The sequence below is a fragment of the Nocardioides sp. genome, from assembly GCF_035576065.1.
In the GTDB taxonomy this organism is placed as follows: Bacteria; Actinomycetota; Actinomycetes; order Propionibacteriales; family Nocardioidaceae; genus Nocardioides.
On record NZ_DATLWX010000008.1, the window covers coordinates 47,820 to 61,940 of the forward strand.

Here is a 14,121-nt window from a genome sequence, read left to right on the forward strand (position 1 = left end):
GCTGACTTCCCCGCGCGGCCCGATCCGGTCTGGAGACGGCGTCAGTGTCGAGGGCCCGTCGAAACGGAACGGCGGTGACCGGTGAACGCACGGCGAACGCTTGGCACTTGCTCCCCCAACAAATCCGTCCAGCAGCTCAGGCACCACGTCGGTTCAGGCGGACTCAGGGACCAGGCCACATCGATCGTCCGCGAGGTCGCGATGGAGCGCGAGCATCGCCTCGACCGTCCGGTCCCAGCCGAACTTCTCGGCTCGTCGGCGCGACCCGGCGCGGCGGAGGCCGGTCGGCCGGGCGGCCACACGCAGCACCGCATCGCCCAACGCGTCCGGCTCCGGCGCAGCCCAGTCGCCGGAAGACCGGTCGACGAGCTCGCGCGCCCCGCCGGTGTTCGCGGTGACGACCGGGGTCCCCGAGGCGAGCGCCTCCAGGACGGCCAGCCCGAAGGTCTCCCCCGGGCACGGCGAGAGCGCGACGTCGGCTCTCGCGACGGCCGTGGCCAGCGTCGAGCGATCCGAGACGTGGCCGTGGAACACGACCGGTCCACTGGCGGCCAAGCGCTCGAGGTCTTCGCGCTGCGGCCCGTCGCCATACACGTCGAGCTGCACCGAAACGCCGCGGCGGTGCAGTGAGAGGGCGGTGGCGACTGCCAGCTCCGGGCTCTTCTCCCGGGACAACCTGCCGAAGTGCACGAGTCTCAGCGTGCCGTCCTCGGGGCGTTCGGCAGCGAGCGGTCGGAAGGTGTCGAGGTCGACGCCCAGCGCGACCTGGTGCACAGGAGTCCCAGCGGCTGACGCGATCGACTGGAACTCGCGGCGGGCGAAGTCGGACGTGACCACGATGCCGTCGAAGCGACGGGCAAGCACCCGGTTCAACAGGTCGACAGGGGGCGCGATGCCCACCGTCCAGCCCGTGCGCAGCTCCAGCATCGCGTCGAGGCGTTCATGGGAGAACAGCAGCGAGGACACGCCCCGGCGGCGCGCCCAGCCGGTGACCGGCAGCAGCGTCGACTTGTCCGAGACCTCCACCGAGGTCGGCGCGAACTCCTCCAGCACCTCGATCACGCGCCACGGCTCGAGGATGAGCCGGTATCCCCCGCCGACGCGCGGCGCGCGCACTTCGACGATGTCACCCGCCTCGGTGGCCGTGCGAGTGTCACGGGGGCCCGGCACGACGAGAAGACGCTCGACGCCCGCTGCGGCGTACCCGTTGCCGAGCGCATGCACTGCGGTCTTCATGCCTCCCGACGACGGACCGATGAAGTTGGCGAGCTGGGCGATGCGCATCAGGTCATGCTCTTCGCGCTCAGCGGCCCAGGCGCGTTCCGAGTCACGGGCGCCAGGCCGGACCACTGGTTGCGCGAGATGAGGACCTCGCGCAGCAGGTCCGGGTTGTCGGTGATGATCGCGTCGACGCCGGCGTCGAGCAGCCCGTGCATGGTCGGCTGGTCGTTCACCGTCCACACCGCGACGCGCACGCCGAGTGCGTGGGCGCGGTGGACGACGCGGTTGGCATAGATCGGCACCCGGCCCAGCCGCAGCGGGACGTGGGCGAACGTCCCCGACGAGATGCGCGCCGGTGGCCGTGCATAGGCGCGCGAGGCGGCGATCAGGGCGGTCAACGCGGGCCAGGCGAGCGCGGTCGTCACCTCGGGCACGGCGCGCTGCACTTGCAGCAGGCGGCCCGACCACGAGCCCGCGATGCAGATCCGGCCGGCCCACGCCGGATTCGCTCGGAGCAGTGCGACCAGTGCAGGAGCGACCCCGTCGTCCTTGAGGTCGATGGCGAAGCGGGTGTGGGGAAATGTCGCCAGCGCTTCGGCCAGTGTCGGGATCTGCTCACGGCCCTCGACCCGCAGGCGCCGCAGCGATGACAACGTGTGGTCGGCGACGGAGCCGGGCTGGCCGGTGACCCGCTCGAGGGTGGCGTCGTGGAAGCACACGAGCACACCGTCGCTGGTCGTCCGGACGTCGGTCTCGAGGTAACGCAGTCCGAGCGCGGTGGCCCGCGCGAAGGTGGCCAACGTGTTCTCCGGGCCCAGCGCAAGGCCACCGCGGTGGGCGATCGCCAGTGGGCCGAGCTCCTCGCCGTATCTCATGACTCGAGCATGGGTGCGCGCAGGTCGTTCCGGTGCACCCGCGCGGGCCAAATCAGCCAGTGTTCACGCAGCCTTCGCACACGCGCCCGTGCTGGACATGTGCTCGTCGGCGGCGCGTCACCCTGCGACCGATCTGCGTCATGCGAGCCTCCGATGGAACGCTCCATCTGCTGCGGCATTAGCGGAGCCCGGGGACTACTCAACTGCCGGCACGGAGCCCCGGGGCACGAGGAGGTTGACGGCGACGATCCGCCCGCTGTCGTCGATCCACAACGTCACCGACCAGTCGTCGTCGCAGGTGGCGATCTCCGCGGGGTAGAGCACCACCTCCCGGTCTCTCCCGGGCAGTCCGCTGGTGGGGAGACCGCCGAGGTCGATGAGCTCACAGACCTCGTCACCCGGGAAGCGCGAATAGTCGACGAACTCGCCGCTCTCGACGTCCTCCTCGCGGCCGGCGACGACCAACGGCGACACCTCGCAGCTCTCCGGCGCGACTCCCGAGCAGAAGGACCAGGCGGCCCGGTCGTCGGCCGTGTCAGCGGTCACGGTGTCCCACGGGGCGTAGCCGAACAGCTGCTGCACCTCGGGTGTCCATTCGGGTGGTGGTCCGCCGCGGGCGAACCGGAGGAATCCGCTGACGGCTGCGTCGAGCCCGGCGCAGTCACGCGTCGTGTGCGGGACCTCCACGACGAGGGTCACCGGCCCGTACCACCCCGGGTCGTCCACGCTGTCTTCTACGACGGCTCGCTGGGTCGGCGCCTGCTCCACCACTCCGCGGCGCGGGTGACACGTCTCGGACTCCTCGACCCGGGCGGGATAGCCGGCGGCGGTGACCACATCCCGCGCTTCCACCAGGGGCAGTCCGACCACGTCCGGGATGGGTTCGAGGTCGCTCCCGCGGGCGGCTTCGGACCACGCAACCACGGTGTCGATCGCGCCACCGGTCTCATACAGGGCCACTCGGGCGGGGCAACGGGGTTCCAGAGGCACGTCCGCGAAGTCCAGCGTCAGGGTGAGCGCCTCACGCGCGGCTACCGCTCGGGGCCGCGCGACCCCGCACCAGCTGTCGGGCGGCGTGCCCTCGTTGACCTGGAGCTGGGGCATCAAGTAGGCGTCGCCGACCTCCTGCTCGCTGCGGACCACCCGCTCGCTGCCATCGGCGAGGATACTCAGCGCCGAGGTCGCTCCCCAGTCGCCCTCGGCGGCTTCGGTCCCGGACAGCGTCTCGGTCCGCACTCCGTCGACGTACAGATCCACCTCCTCGGCGAACTGCGGGGCTGGCCCGCGGCTGGTGGCGAAGTCGACGAACCGCCAGGGTTCCAGGAGGTCGGACGCGCAGTCGGTGTTCGCGGCTTGGTACGAAAGCAGCACCGTGACCACGTCTCCCCGCTGCACGCGAGTCCCGGTGGCGGGGGCCGTCCCGGTAGGCCGGCCCGCCGGGTCGCAGCTGATCTGCTTGCCGTAGCGGACCTCCAGACCCCGGTCACGGAGGAGCGCGGCGGCCGACTCCCGAGTGTGTGCGAAAACTGACGGCACGGTGCCGTCCGGGGTGCCGGGGAGGACGACAACGAGGGGCGCGCGGTCCGCGTCAGAGCCGGTGCCGCCCAGCATCCCGGACAGGGCGGTGCCACCCGCTACTACTCCGGCCACCGTCAGGGCGGCCCCCAGCGGCACCAGCAGGGGCCGACGGCGCCGAGCGGGCAGGCGCGCATTCGCCGCGTCGCCGCGACCCCGCCCCTTCGCGAGGACTGCCGCCAGGTGGGCGTCTGTGTCCACCTCGACGCCGTTCGCGATCCGCCGTACCCCTGCGCGAACACGGTCCTCACTCAGCATGGTCCACCTCTTCGTCCGCCAGGAGCTCGGCGAGCCGCGTGCGGGCCCGCGCCAGATGGGTGCGCACCGTCGAGGCGGAGCAGCCCAGGAGGGTGCCGACCTCGTCTGCCGGCCGGTCCTCGTAGTAGTGCAGCGCCACTGCGGCCCGCTGCTGCGCCGGGAGGGTGCGCAAGGCGACTGCCAGGTCCAGGTCGCGCTCCGGCTTCGCCCAGCCAGGCAGCGCGCCACGGGTCAGGGCCCGGCGAGTGCTCTCCCGGCGGGCCGTCCGGACCGCCATCCGGATCGCGACACGTCGTACCCACGCCTGCGGGTTGTCGTACCCGCCGACCGTCGTCCAGTTCGTGTAGAGCTGCCCGAACGCGTCCTGCGCCACGTCCTCGGCAGACTGCTGGTCGTGCAGCACCAAGTAGACGGTGCGCACCACGCGCTCGAACTCGCGGCGGAAGAAGTCGGAGAACTCCCTCTCATCGGGCACGCTCATGGGCGCCCCTCGTGCCCGCCGGATGGAGTCCATGCCCTTATACAGACGCAACCGGGTCGCCGCGTCCACGCGACGCGCAGGTTCTTTCGAGTCGACCTCCAGGATGCGACACCGAGATCGAGACGCTCACACGTTGAAGCGGAACTCCACCACGTCGCCGTCGACCATGACGTAGTCCTTGCCCTCGATGCGCACCTTGCCGGCCTCCTTGGCCTTCTGCATGGTGCCGGCGTCCATCAGGTCGTCGAAGGAGATGATCTCGGCCTTGATGAAGCCCTTCTGGAAGTCGGTGTGGATCACACCTGCAGCCTCGGGCGCGGTGGCACCCTTCTTGATCGTCCAGGCCCGCGTCTCCTTGGGGCCGGCGGTCAGGTAGGTCTGGAGGCCGAGGGTGTCGAAGCCGACCCGGGCGAGCTTGTCCAGGCCGGACTCCTCGATGCCCATGTCGGCCAGCATCTCGCGGGCCTCCGCGTCGTCGTCGAGCTCGACGAGCTCGGACTCGAACTTGGCGTCGAGGAAGATCGCCTCGGCGGGCGCAACGAGGGCGCGCATCTTGTCGAGCAGCGCCTCGTCGGAGAGCTCGTCGGCGTCACAGTTGAAGACGAAGATGAAGGGCTTGGCGGTGAGCAGCGACAGCTCGCGCAGCAGGTCGCGGTCGATCGCGGTGTCGATGACCGGCGTCCCGCCCTCGAGTGCGGTGAGCGCCGTACGCGCGGCGTCGAGGACGGCGGCCTTGGACTTGTCGCCCCGGACCTCCTTTTCCAGTCGCGGGATCGCCTTCTCGACCGTCTGGATGTCGGCCAGGATCAGCTCGGTCGCGATCGTGCCGATGTCGGAGGCCGGATTGACCTCGCCGTCGACGTGGGTGACGTCCTCGTCGCGGAAGACGCGGGTGACCTGGCAGATCGCCGCGGACTCACGGATGTGCGAGAGGAACTTGTTGCCCAGGCCCTCGCCCTCCGAGGCGCCGCGCACGATGCCGGCGATGTCGACGAACTCGACGGTCGCGGGCAGCTGCTTGGCCGAGCCGTGCACCTCCGCGAGCTTCGGGAGCCGGTCGTCGGGGACCCCGACGACGCCGACGTTGGGCTCGATGGTGGCGAAGGGGTAGTTCGCCGCGAGCACGTCGTTCTTGGTCAGGGCGTTGAAGAGGGTGGACTTGCCCGCGTTGGGGAGACCGACGATGCCGATGGTGAGAGCCACGGGCGGGGAGTCTACGGCGGCACGGACGCCTCCGCGATTCGTCGCTGGCGTCCCCTCTAGGCTCGCGGCATGACCGAGGCACCCGACGCCGTACTGCTGCGCGACCCGCTCCACCAGGTGTCACCACGGGCCGTGACCTACTGGCGCGTCAACGCACTGATCGGGGCGGTGGTCGAGTGGGCCATCGCGATTGCCTTCTACGTCTTCGCCCTGCCTGCGATCTTCGACGGGGAGCGCCCGTGGTGGGCCCTGCCGGTCCTGGTGGTCCTCCTCGTCGCGCCGCTGGCCCACGTGATGTTCATGCCGCAGCTGCGCTTCCGGATCCACCGGTGGGAGGTCACCCCCACCGCGATCCACACCCGCGCCGGGTGGCTGAGCATCGACAGCCGGGTCGCCCCCCTGAGTCGCGTGCAGACGGTGGACTCCACCCAGGGCGCCCTGATGCGGCTGTTCCGCCTCTCCTCGCTCACCGTCACCACCGCGTCGGCGGCCGGTCCGATCACCATTGCCTGTCTCGACCGCGACGACGCGCGACGGCTGGTGGCCGAGCTGACCGAGATCACGAGCGCCAGCGAGGGTGACGCCACGTGAGCGCTGCGGACACCCCGTGGCTCCGGCTCTCGCCGCGCAACCTGCTCATCGACCCGGTCAAGGTGCTGGGCCAGTTCGCCTTCCCGGCGGTGGTGACCTTCGTGGGCATCAGCCAGGGCGACCGCGGTATGCCGTGGTGGGCCCTGCCGTTCGTGGCTGCGGGCGCCGTCGTGTTCGGCGTGCTCCCCTGGCTCACGACCTTCTACCGGACCACCGACACCCAGTTCCAGATCCGCACCGGTGTGCTCAACAAGAAGATGAAGACCGCTCCGCTCGACCGGGTCCGCAGCGTGGACCTCGAGGCGTCCCTGCTGCACCGCCTCGTCGGCCTGTCCAAGGTGCAGATCGGCACCGGCGTCGACGACGACCGCATCACCCTTGACTCGGTCTCCCGCGCCGACGCCGATGGTCTCCGCGCGTTCCTGCTCGCCCGGCGCGCGGCGGCAGTGGCTGCGTCCGCGGCGTCCGCGACGCCGGTGGCGCCAGTGGCGACAGGGGCCGAGGCGTCGACCGACCCTGTCAGCGAGACGCCCCTCGAGCAGGCTGTCGGCCCGGCCGTCGAGCCGCCCCGCGTGCTGGCCGAGATCGACTGGTCCTGGCTGCGGTTCGCGCCGTTCAGCCTCGCCCGCCTGGTCGTCCTGGCCGCTGCCGTCGGTGCCCTCTCGCAGTTCGGTGACGAGCTGCCCGTGGCGGACGTGGCGGAGTCTGCCTGGACGTGGGTGCAGCAGTTCGCTCTTGCGGTCGTCATCGCCGGACTGATCATCGGCGGGCTGACGAGCTGGGTGATGATCGCGGTGAGCGGCTACGTCGTGCAGTGGTGGAACATGCGGCTGACCCGGGAGGCCGGGGCGCTCCACCTCACCGCCGGCCTCTTCACCACCCGGTCGATCAGCGTGGAGGAACAACGCGTCCGCGGGGTCGAGATGAAGGAGCCCGTGCTGCTGCGGCTGGTCGGCGGGGCGGAGCTGTCCACCCTGGCCACCGGCGTGGGCTCCGGCGGGGTGACGGCCGTGCTACCGCCGTGCCCGCAGGCAGTGGCCCGCTCGGTGGGGGCGGACATCCTGGGGAGCAGTACGGCGATGGGCGTGCAGCTGACGCGACACGGCCCGGCAGCGCGTCGGCGCTCCTGGACGCAGAATCTCCTCTTCACCTGCTTCGTGCTCGCCGCCACGTTGCTCGCCATGATCTGGATCGATCTGCCCTGGTGGGTTCCCCTCGTCGTTGCCGCGGTCGGGCTCCCGCTGTCCGCGGTGGTGGCCGAGGCGTCGTACCGCCATCTCGGGCACGGCACCACCGGCGAGCACCTCGTCATCGGAAGCGGCGAGGTCGCGCGCGTGCGCACGGTGCTGGAGCACGACGGCATCATCGGCTGGGTGCTGCACCAGTCCTGGTTCCAGCGACGGCTCCAGCTCGCCACGCTCGTCGCCACCACGGCCGCCGGCGCGGAAAAGGTGGTGGCACGGGACATCCCGTTGTCTGCCGCCATCCGCCTGGCGGACCGCTGCACGCCCGGCGTCCTGAGTCACTGGCTGTCGACCGGTACGAGCGCCGCTGGCACGCCCTCCTAGGGTGAGACGGTGCGCATCGCGACCTGGAACGTCAACTCCCTCCGCTCCCGCATCGACCGCGTCGAGGCGCTGCTCGACCGCCACGAGATCGACGTCCTGGCCCTGCAGGAGACCAAGGCGCGTGCCGACCAGCTGCCGTTGATGGGCCTCGAGGCGCGCGGCTACGAGGTCGCCGTCGCGGGCTCCAACCAGTGGAACGGCGTCGCCCTGATCTCACGCGTCGGTCTGGAAGACGTCACCGTTGGCTTCGACGGCATGCCTGAGTATGGCGACCCGTCGGTCGCCGAGGCGCGTGCCATCGGCGCGACCGTCGGCGGCATACGTCTCTGGTCCCTCTACGTGCCCAACGGACGCAAGCCCGACGACCCGCACTACGTCTACAAGCTCGACTGGCTGGCCAAGCTCCGGGCCACCGCCAGCGGTTGGCTCGACACCCCGACTGCCCTGGTCGGCGACTGGAACGTCTGCCCCACGGACGACGACGTCTTCGACGCCAAGCAGTTCGCCAAGTCCACCCACGTCACGCCGCCGGAGCGCGCGGCCTTCGGTGGATTTCTCGACGACGGGTACGTCGAGGTCACGCGGGAGCACGCGCCGGGCTACACCTACTGGGACTACTACCGGAACAGATACCAAAGGAACCGGGGCTTGAAGATTGACTTCATGCTGGCCTCTCCCACGCTCGCGCAGCGCGTCTCAGGCGCGTTCATCGACACGGAAGAACGGGACCCCGATGGGCCGTTCACTGGCGCGCCGTCAGACCATGCTCCCGTCATCGTCGACCTGAGTGACTGAACTGCCGGCCCTCATTCGTCGTCGGTGCCGACATACCCCAGCCCGTCACAGGTCGGGCAGGGGCCGAATTTGCTCCCCATGCCCTTACCCATGCCGGTTGTCTTGATGAGTCCAGGCATTGAACCGGCACCGCCGCACTCAGGGCATCGATGCCGCGGCCCTCGCTGCCCTCGCCGTTCGGCGCTGGTGCGTTCGGGTTGTTCCACGCCTCCCACCGTATGCCGTCGCGGGGATGCCTCGCGCTCGATTTTCACTCAACCGACTCAGACGGCTACACGTACTGGGACTACTACCGGCTGCGCTTCGAGCGGGACCGGGGGCTCAAGATCGACTTCGTCGTCGCCACTCCTGCCCTCGCTGCCCGGGTGACCGGCGCGTTCATCGATCGCGACGAGCGGGACCCCGCGCAAGGCACCGGTTCGCCGTCCGACCACGCGCCGGTGATCGTCGACCTCGCCTGAGGTGGCGGGTGCACATCGGCGTACCCGATCGTGAGCGACGTCCTCCTGAAACCGGGCTAGTCTCCGTGGCAGGACCGGAGATGGGAGCAGGCACGTGAGTGTTCGCTACGAGGTGTGCGGTCCGGCCGAGGGCAGGTCGTTCGACCACTACGCACGCCTGACGCGACGCCTGCTGGACGCACCCACCGCCATGGTCTCGATCATCGAGACACATCGACAGGTGCTGCCGGGTGTGGTCGGGCTGCAAGAGCCCTATCTGAGTGCCCGCGAGACGCCCCTGTCGCATTCCCTGTGCCAGTTCGTCGTCGAGGACCGACAACCGCTGATCGTCCCCGACGCGCGTCTCGTCCCTCGGTTGGCAGTGAGACTGGAGGGTTCGGAGATCCAGGTCGTTGCGTACGCGGGATGGCCGCTCGTCGACGCCACCGGTCTCGTCATCGGCTCGCTGTGCGCCGTGGACACAGTGCCTCGGCAATGGACGGACGAAGAGCTCAGCCTGCTCGAGGACCTCGCGATGGCCTGTTCGTCCGAGTTGCAGCAGACGCACCAAGTGGCCCTCGACACCGAGCACCTCGCCCGCACGATCCTGGCCACCTCAAAGGTCGCCATGGCGTTCTACGACACGACCGAGCGGCTCGTGCTCGCCAACCCGCTTGCAGAGCAGGCCGCGCGGGCGGCTGGCTTCCGGCTCGACCACCCGCCCTATGCGGGCCAGCACGTCCGATGCTCGGACAACCAGACCCCGGTCCCTGCGCAGGAGCAGGTGATCCCCCGCGCTCTGCGTGGAGAGCTCTCGGACCACGAGGTGGAATGGATCGGGCCGCCGGGCAACCAGCGAGCCATGGTGGCATCCGCCCAGCAGGTCCACCGTTCGGACGGCTCGAGGTGGGGCACGGTGATCGCAGCCCACGACGTGACCGACCTCGCTCGATCACTGCAGGTGAAGGACGACTTCATCGCGACTCTCTCGCACGAGCTGCGAACACCCCTGACCACACTGCTGGGAAACATCGAGCTGCTCTCCGACGAGCTCGAGGAGGCCGACCAACAGGTTCCGCGCCTGCTGGCGAGGATCGAGCAGTCGGCGCTCGACCTGCGAGACAGGGTCATCGAACTGCTGGACACCGCAGATCGACGACGCCACCTCAGGCTGCAATCGACCGATCTGTCGGCCCTCGTCACTGAGGTCGCGTCGACGTTTGGCCGACGGGTGGAGCAAGGGCGCATCGTGCTCTCGGTGGACAGCGGACAGTCTGCCTGGGCCTTGGTCGACCTTGACAAGGCCAGTCGGGCCATCGAGCACGTCATGTCCAACGCAGTGAAGTACACCGCCGCCGGTGGCGCGGTTGACGTCACTGTCCGAGGTCTCGAGGACTACGTGCAGGTCGTCGTGTCCGACAACGGTGTCGGGATGGCCAACGACGAGGTTGATCAGGCCTTCGACAGTTTCTGGCGGTCCGACGAGTCCCGTCGCCAGGCGGTCCAAGGGATCGGCATCGGACTGACAGTGGTCCGCGAGATTGTGGAAGCACATCACGGCTCGGTGCATCTCGAGAGCCAACCCGGCGCGGGAACGGTCGTCACCCTCACCTTTCCCCGCAACTCGTAACCCGGACCGCGGCGCCTCGAGCCCAGCGCGTCCCCGGCGTCGTTGTCGGTGGCTCCTGTCACAGTGCGGACATGGAGATCCTGACGACCCTGGTCCTGCTGGCGGTGGGGGTGGCGCTCGGCTTCGGGCTGGGCTGGTTCGGCGCTCGCGCGCGGCCCCGCGCCGACGGCGTCCTGGCAGCTCTGGAGGAGCGGGGGCAGGAGCAGGCCGTGGTGCGGGAGGGCCTCGACCGGCTTCAGGACCAGCTCCGCGACCTCGACCACCAGCGCGCGACGTGGCAGGGACAGTTCAGCCAACAGGTGGCCGACATGCGCCTCACCACGGAGTCGCTGCGTCGCGAGACGTCCTCCCTCGCCTCCGCCCTGCGCAAGCCCCAGGTCCGCGGGCGGTGGGGAGAGCTGCACCTGCGGCGCTCGGTGGAGCTGGCTGGGCTGGTCGCACGATGTGACTTCACCGAGCAGGCGCAGCTCGCCGACGGGGTGCTCCGCCCCGACCTGGTCGTCCATCTCGCCGGCGGGAAGTCCGTGGTCGTTGACGCCAAGGTCTCCCTCGACGCCTTCCTCGACGCCGCCAGCAGCGAGGACGACGACGAGCGCGAGGCTCATCTGCAACGGCACGTCCGCCAGCTCCGCACCCACGTCGACCAGCTCGGCAGCAAGGCCTACTGGCGGGCTCTCGACGAGACCCCCGAGTTCGTGGTGATGTTCATCCCGGCCGAGGCGTTCCTCTCCGCGGCGCTGGACACCCAGTCCGACCTCCTCGACTACGCCGCCACCAAGCACGTCATCCTCGCCACGCCGACGACCCTGATCGCGCTGCTGCGGACGGTCGCCCACGGGTGGTCCCACGAGACGCTTGCTGCCCAGGCAGGCGAAGTACGCCGACTCGGCGCCGAGCTCCACCAGCGGCTCGGCTCCCTGGGCGGCCACCTGGACAGGGTCGGCCGGGCGCTGGGGGCGGCCGTTGCGGCATACAACGCAGGCGTCGGCTCGCTGGAGGGTCGGGTCCTCGTGACCGCGCGACGATTCTCCGACCTCGGGGTCACCGCCGACGACCTGCCGGCTCCGCGACAGGTCGAGGAGGCTCCACGTCGGTTGAGTGCCCCGGAGTTCGAGGCAGACGACGCGCGGGCAGGCATCCTTGACGCTGATGACCTCGCGCCTGATGACTTCGAGGTGGACGACTTCGAGGCGCTGGGTGAGGTGGCGAGACCGGGTGCCGCCGACGCCATGCTGTTCAACAGCGCACCGGAGCCCGACGGACCGAGGATCCGCCATGCATGAAGCGGGGGCACGACCCCCTGCCTCCCAGCGGCGCGGCGCCGATGAGCCACCAGTCACCGGTCCTACGTTGGTGCCCGTGAGTCAGACCGGATCCGTGTGGACCGAGGGTCTCGAGCCAGGCCGGCAGGCCGTCGCGCTGGGGATCGCCGTCGCCCTGACGATCGTGGCCGTCAACGTGACGCTCGTCGGTGAGCTGAGCTTCTTCTTCGACCTGTGCTTCATCGTGCTCTGCCTCGGACTCGCGCTGGTCGTCAAGCCGCACGACTTCTTCACCGTCGGGGTGCTGCCTCCGTTGATGATGCTGGCCGTCTTGACCCTGCTGGGGGCGGTCGCGCCGGAGACGATCGCCGACAAGGGCGACGGGATCGTGCAGGCCGTCGTCTCCGGACTGGCGCACCACAGCGGTGCCCTGGTGGCCGGCTATGCGCTGTGCCTGGGCACGCTGGCCCTGCGGCAACGCAGCCGCCGCCAAGACGCTGCCCGCGTCTGACACGGGTCCGCCTGAGTCCGATCCCATCGCGGACGCGGGATCAGACTTCGAAGCGCTCGACGTCGCCCGCGCCGCGGCGTACGACCTCGGGATCGGCGCCGGACCAGTCGATGACCGACGTCGGAAGCGAGGGCGTCTCCCCCGCCTCGATCACGATCTCGACGACATGGTCGAGCTCCTCCTTGATCTCCCAGCCCATCGTGCGCGCCTCCTCCTCACCGGGGAGGATCAACGTGCTGGTGAGGATCGGCTCGCCGAGCTCTTCGAGGATCGCTGAGACGAGCGTGTGGTCGGGGATCCGGACGCCCACCGTGCGCTTCTTCGGGTGCATGAGCCGCTTCGGCACCTCCCCTGTCGCCGGCAGGATGAACGTGTAGGGACCCGGGGTGACCGCCTTGATCGCCCGGAACGCGGCATTGTCGACGTGGACGAACTGTCCGAGCTGGGCAAAGTCCTTGCACATCAACGTGAAGTGATGACGCTCGTCGAGCCCGCGGATCGCCAGGATCCGGTCGCGCCCGTCGCGGTTGCCGAGCTGGGCCCCCAGGGCGTACCCCGAGTCGGTCGGGTAGGCGATCAGGGCATCGCTCCGCAGCGCGTCCACGACTTGGGCGATCAGTCGGGGCTGCGGGTTCTCAGGGTGGATGTCGAGATAGCGCGCCATCGGGACGTTCAGCCGTTCTGGGCAGCGCGCATGTCGCGGCGCAGCTCAGGGGGCAGCGCAAAGATGAGGGACTCTTCCGCGGAGTGCACGGCGCGCGCCGCTGGGTAGCCGCGCTCGGTGAGGAAGGCCAGGACGCCGTCGACGAGGTTCTCGGGCACGGAGGCGCCGGACGTCACTGACACGTTGGAGACGCCGTCGAGCCAGGCCTCGTCGATCTCGGTGTGATCGTCGACGAGATAGGAGGCCTTGGCGCCGGCCTCGAGGGCAACCTCGACGAGCCGGACCGAGTTGGAGGAGTTGCGCGAGCCGACGACGATGACGAGGTCGGCGCTGGGCGAGATCTCCTTCACCGCGAGCTGGCGGTTCTGGGTGGCGTAGCAGATGTCGTCGCTCGGCGGGTCCAGCAGCAGGGGGAACTTCTCCCGGATCGCCGCCACCGTCTCCAGGGTCTCGTCGACCGACAGGGTGGTCTGCGAGAGCCAGGCGACCTTGGCGGGGTCACGCACCACGATGCCGGGCACGTCGGCCGGGCTCTGGACGAGCTGGATGTGTTCCGGCGCCTCCCCGGCGGTGCCCTCGACCTCTTCGTGGCCCTCATGACCGATGAGGAGGATGTCGTAGTCGTCGCTGGCGAAGCGCCTGGCCTCGTGGTGCACCTTGGTGACCAACGGGCAGGTGGCGTCGATGGTCTTCAGACCTCGCTCGGCCGCTTCGGTATGGACCGCGGGCGAGACGCCGTGGGCGGAGAACACGACGGTCTGTCCGACCGGGACCTCGTCGAGCTCCTCCACGAAGATGGCGCCGCGAGCCTCGAGGTCGGCCACCACGTGCTTGTTGTGGACGATCTGCTTGCGGACGTAGACCGGCGAGCCGTAGAGGTCGAGCGCCTTCTCCACCGTGATGACGGCTCGGTCGACGCCGGCGCAGTAGCCGCGGGGCGCTGCGAGCAGCACTTCACGCGCGGCGGCCGGGTCGAGGACGGGCGGCAGGCCCAGGTCGGTCGTCATGGGCACGAGTCTAGAAGGCAGGCGGCTGATCGGCGATGTC

General features: G+C 69.9%; 14 protein-coding genes. 7 read left to right on the forward strand and 7 right to left on the reverse strand.

All coding sequences use genetic code 11. From position 1 onward, the window contains the following. Positions 1 to 153: 153 nt before the first annotated feature. The 5 genes from VNJ48_RS03790 to ychF form a co-directional block, all read right to left on the reverse strand. A complete protein-coding gene (locus tag VNJ48_RS03790) occupies positions 154 to 1,284 on the reverse strand; it encodes a glycosyltransferase (protein WP_325599261.1) in 1,131 nt (376 codons plus the stop codon). Next, positions 1,284 to 2,096, reverse strand: a complete 813-nt coding sequence (locus tag VNJ48_RS03795; RefSeq protein ID WP_325599263.1) for a glycerophosphodiester phosphodiesterase family protein — start codon at positions 2,094 to 2,096, stop codon at positions 1,284 to 1,286. Before VNJ48_RS03795 ends, VNJ48_RS03790 begins: the two co-directional genes overlap by 1 nt. Before the next feature lie 195 nt (positions 2,097 to 2,291). Next, positions 2,292 to 3,929 carry a hypothetical protein gene (locus VNJ48_RS03800; protein ID WP_325599265.1) on the reverse strand — a complete coding sequence of 546 codons (1,638 nt, stop codon included), beginning with the start codon at positions 3,927 to 3,929 and terminating at the stop codon, positions 2,292 to 2,294. Continuing rightward, positions 3,919 to 4,410 (reverse strand): RNA polymerase sigma factor, encoded by a 492-nt coding sequence (locus VNJ48_RS03805; RefSeq protein WP_325599267.1) that lies wholly within the window; start codon positions 4,408 to 4,410, stop codon positions 3,919 to 3,921. Before VNJ48_RS03805 ends, VNJ48_RS03800 begins: the two co-directional genes overlap by 11 nt. Before the next feature lie 126 nt (positions 4,411 to 4,536). Next, a complete protein-coding gene (ychF, locus tag VNJ48_RS03810; RefSeq protein WP_325599269.1) occupies positions 4,537 to 5,613 on the reverse strand; it encodes a redox-regulated ATPase YchF in 1,077 nt (358 codons plus the stop codon). A gap of 69 nt (positions 5,614 to 5,682) precedes the next feature. Between ychF and VNJ48_RS03815 the strand changes: the two genes are divergently transcribed. The 7 genes from VNJ48_RS03815 to VNJ48_RS03845 all read left to right on the forward strand — a co-directional run bounded on the left by VNJ48_RS03815 (position 5,683) and on the right by VNJ48_RS03845 (position 12,410). Then, positions 5,683 to 6,204 carry a PH domain-containing protein gene (locus tag VNJ48_RS03815; protein WP_325599271.1) on the forward strand — a complete coding sequence of 174 codons (522 nt, stop codon included), beginning with the start codon at positions 5,683 to 5,685 and terminating at the stop codon, positions 6,202 to 6,204. Continuing rightward, complete coding sequence (locus VNJ48_RS03820) at positions 6,201 to 7,772, forward strand: PH domain-containing protein (protein ID WP_325599273.1); 1,572 nt, start codon at positions 6,201 to 6,203, stop codon at positions 7,770 to 7,772. The genes VNJ48_RS03815 and VNJ48_RS03820 overlap by 4 nt, the downstream gene beginning before the upstream one ends. 9 nt (positions 7,773 to 7,781) lie before the next feature. Then, entirely contained in the window at positions 7,782 to 8,567 is a 786-nt protein-coding gene (locus VNJ48_RS03825; protein ID WP_325599275.1) for an exodeoxyribonuclease III, read from the forward strand. A 149-nt stretch (positions 8,568 to 8,716) separates the two neighbouring features. Then, positions 8,717 to 9,028: a hypothetical protein gene (locus VNJ48_RS03830; RefSeq protein ID WP_325599277.1), complete on the forward strand. Its 312-nt coding sequence runs from the start codon at positions 8,717 to 8,719 to the stop codon at positions 9,026 to 9,028. Between the two features lie 94 nt (positions 9,029 to 9,122). Continuing rightward, complete coding sequence (locus VNJ48_RS03835) at positions 9,123 to 10,637, forward strand: GAF domain-containing sensor histidine kinase (protein WP_325599279.1); 1,515 nt, start codon at positions 9,123 to 9,125, stop codon at positions 10,635 to 10,637. A 71-nt stretch (positions 10,638 to 10,708) separates the two neighbouring features. Next, entirely contained in the window at positions 10,709 to 11,920 is a 1,212-nt protein-coding gene (locus tag VNJ48_RS03840; protein WP_325599281.1) for a DNA recombination protein RmuC, read from the forward strand. A gap of 76 nt (positions 11,921 to 11,996) precedes the next feature. Then, positions 11,997 to 12,410, forward strand: coding sequence for a DUF6542 domain-containing protein (locus VNJ48_RS03845; RefSeq protein ID WP_325599283.1), 414 nt, complete (start codon positions 11,997 to 11,999; stop codon positions 12,408 to 12,410). Positions 12,411 to 12,450: 40 nt separating this feature from the next. On the opposite strand, the gene VNJ48_RS03850 is transcribed toward VNJ48_RS03845, so the two are convergent. Continuing rightward, on the reverse strand, positions 12,451 to 13,074 hold the full coding sequence (locus VNJ48_RS03850; protein ID WP_325599285.1) for an L-threonylcarbamoyladenylate synthase: 624 nt from the start codon (positions 13,072 to 13,074) through the stop codon (positions 12,451 to 12,453). An 8-nt stretch (positions 13,075 to 13,082) separates the two neighbouring features. After that, on the reverse strand, positions 13,083 to 14,081 hold the full coding sequence (locus VNJ48_RS03855) for a 4-hydroxy-3-methylbut-2-enyl diphosphate reductase (RefSeq protein ID WP_325599287.1): 999 nt from the start codon (positions 14,079 to 14,081) through the stop codon (positions 13,083 to 13,085). Between the last annotated feature and the right edge of the window lie 40 nt (positions 14,082 to 14,121).

What these genes read in the sequence shown, in the direction of transcription:
- VNJ48_RS03790 (WP_325599261.1), bottom strand. Translation starts at nt 1,284, where the DNA reads ATGCGCATCGCCCAGCTCGCCAACTTCATCGGTCCGTCGTCGGGAGGC.
- VNJ48_RS03795 (WP_325599263.1), bottom strand. Translation starts at nt 2,096, where the DNA reads ATGAGATACGGCGAGGAGCTCGGCCCACTGGCGATCGCCCACCGCGGT.
- VNJ48_RS03800 (WP_325599265.1), bottom strand. Translation starts at nt 3,929, where the DNA reads ATGCTGAGTGAGGACCGTGTTCGCGCAGGGGTACGGCGGATCGCGAAC.
- VNJ48_RS03805 (WP_325599267.1), bottom strand. Translation starts at nt 4,410, where the DNA reads ATGAGCGTGCCCGATGAGAGGGAGTTCTCCGACTTCTTCCGCCGCGAG.
- VNJ48_RS03815 (WP_325599271.1), top strand. Translation starts at nt 5,683, where the DNA reads ATGACCGAGGCACCCGACGCCGTACTGCTGCGCGACCCGCTCCACCAG.
- VNJ48_RS03830 (WP_325599277.1), top strand. Translation starts at nt 8,717, where the DNA reads ATGCCGCGGCCCTCGCTGCCCTCGCCGTTCGGCGCTGGTGCGTTCGGG.
- VNJ48_RS03840 (WP_325599281.1), top strand. Translation starts at nt 10,709, where the DNA reads ATGGAGATCCTGACGACCCTGGTCCTGCTGGCGGTGGGGGTGGCGCTC.
- VNJ48_RS03850 (WP_325599285.1), bottom strand. Translation starts at nt 13,074, where the DNA reads ATGGCGCGCTATCTCGACATCCACCCTGAGAACCCGCAGCCCCGACTG.
- VNJ48_RS03855 (WP_325599287.1), bottom strand. Translation starts at nt 14,081, where the DNA reads ATGACGACCGACCTGGGCCTGCCGCCCGTCCTCGACCCGGCCGCCGCG.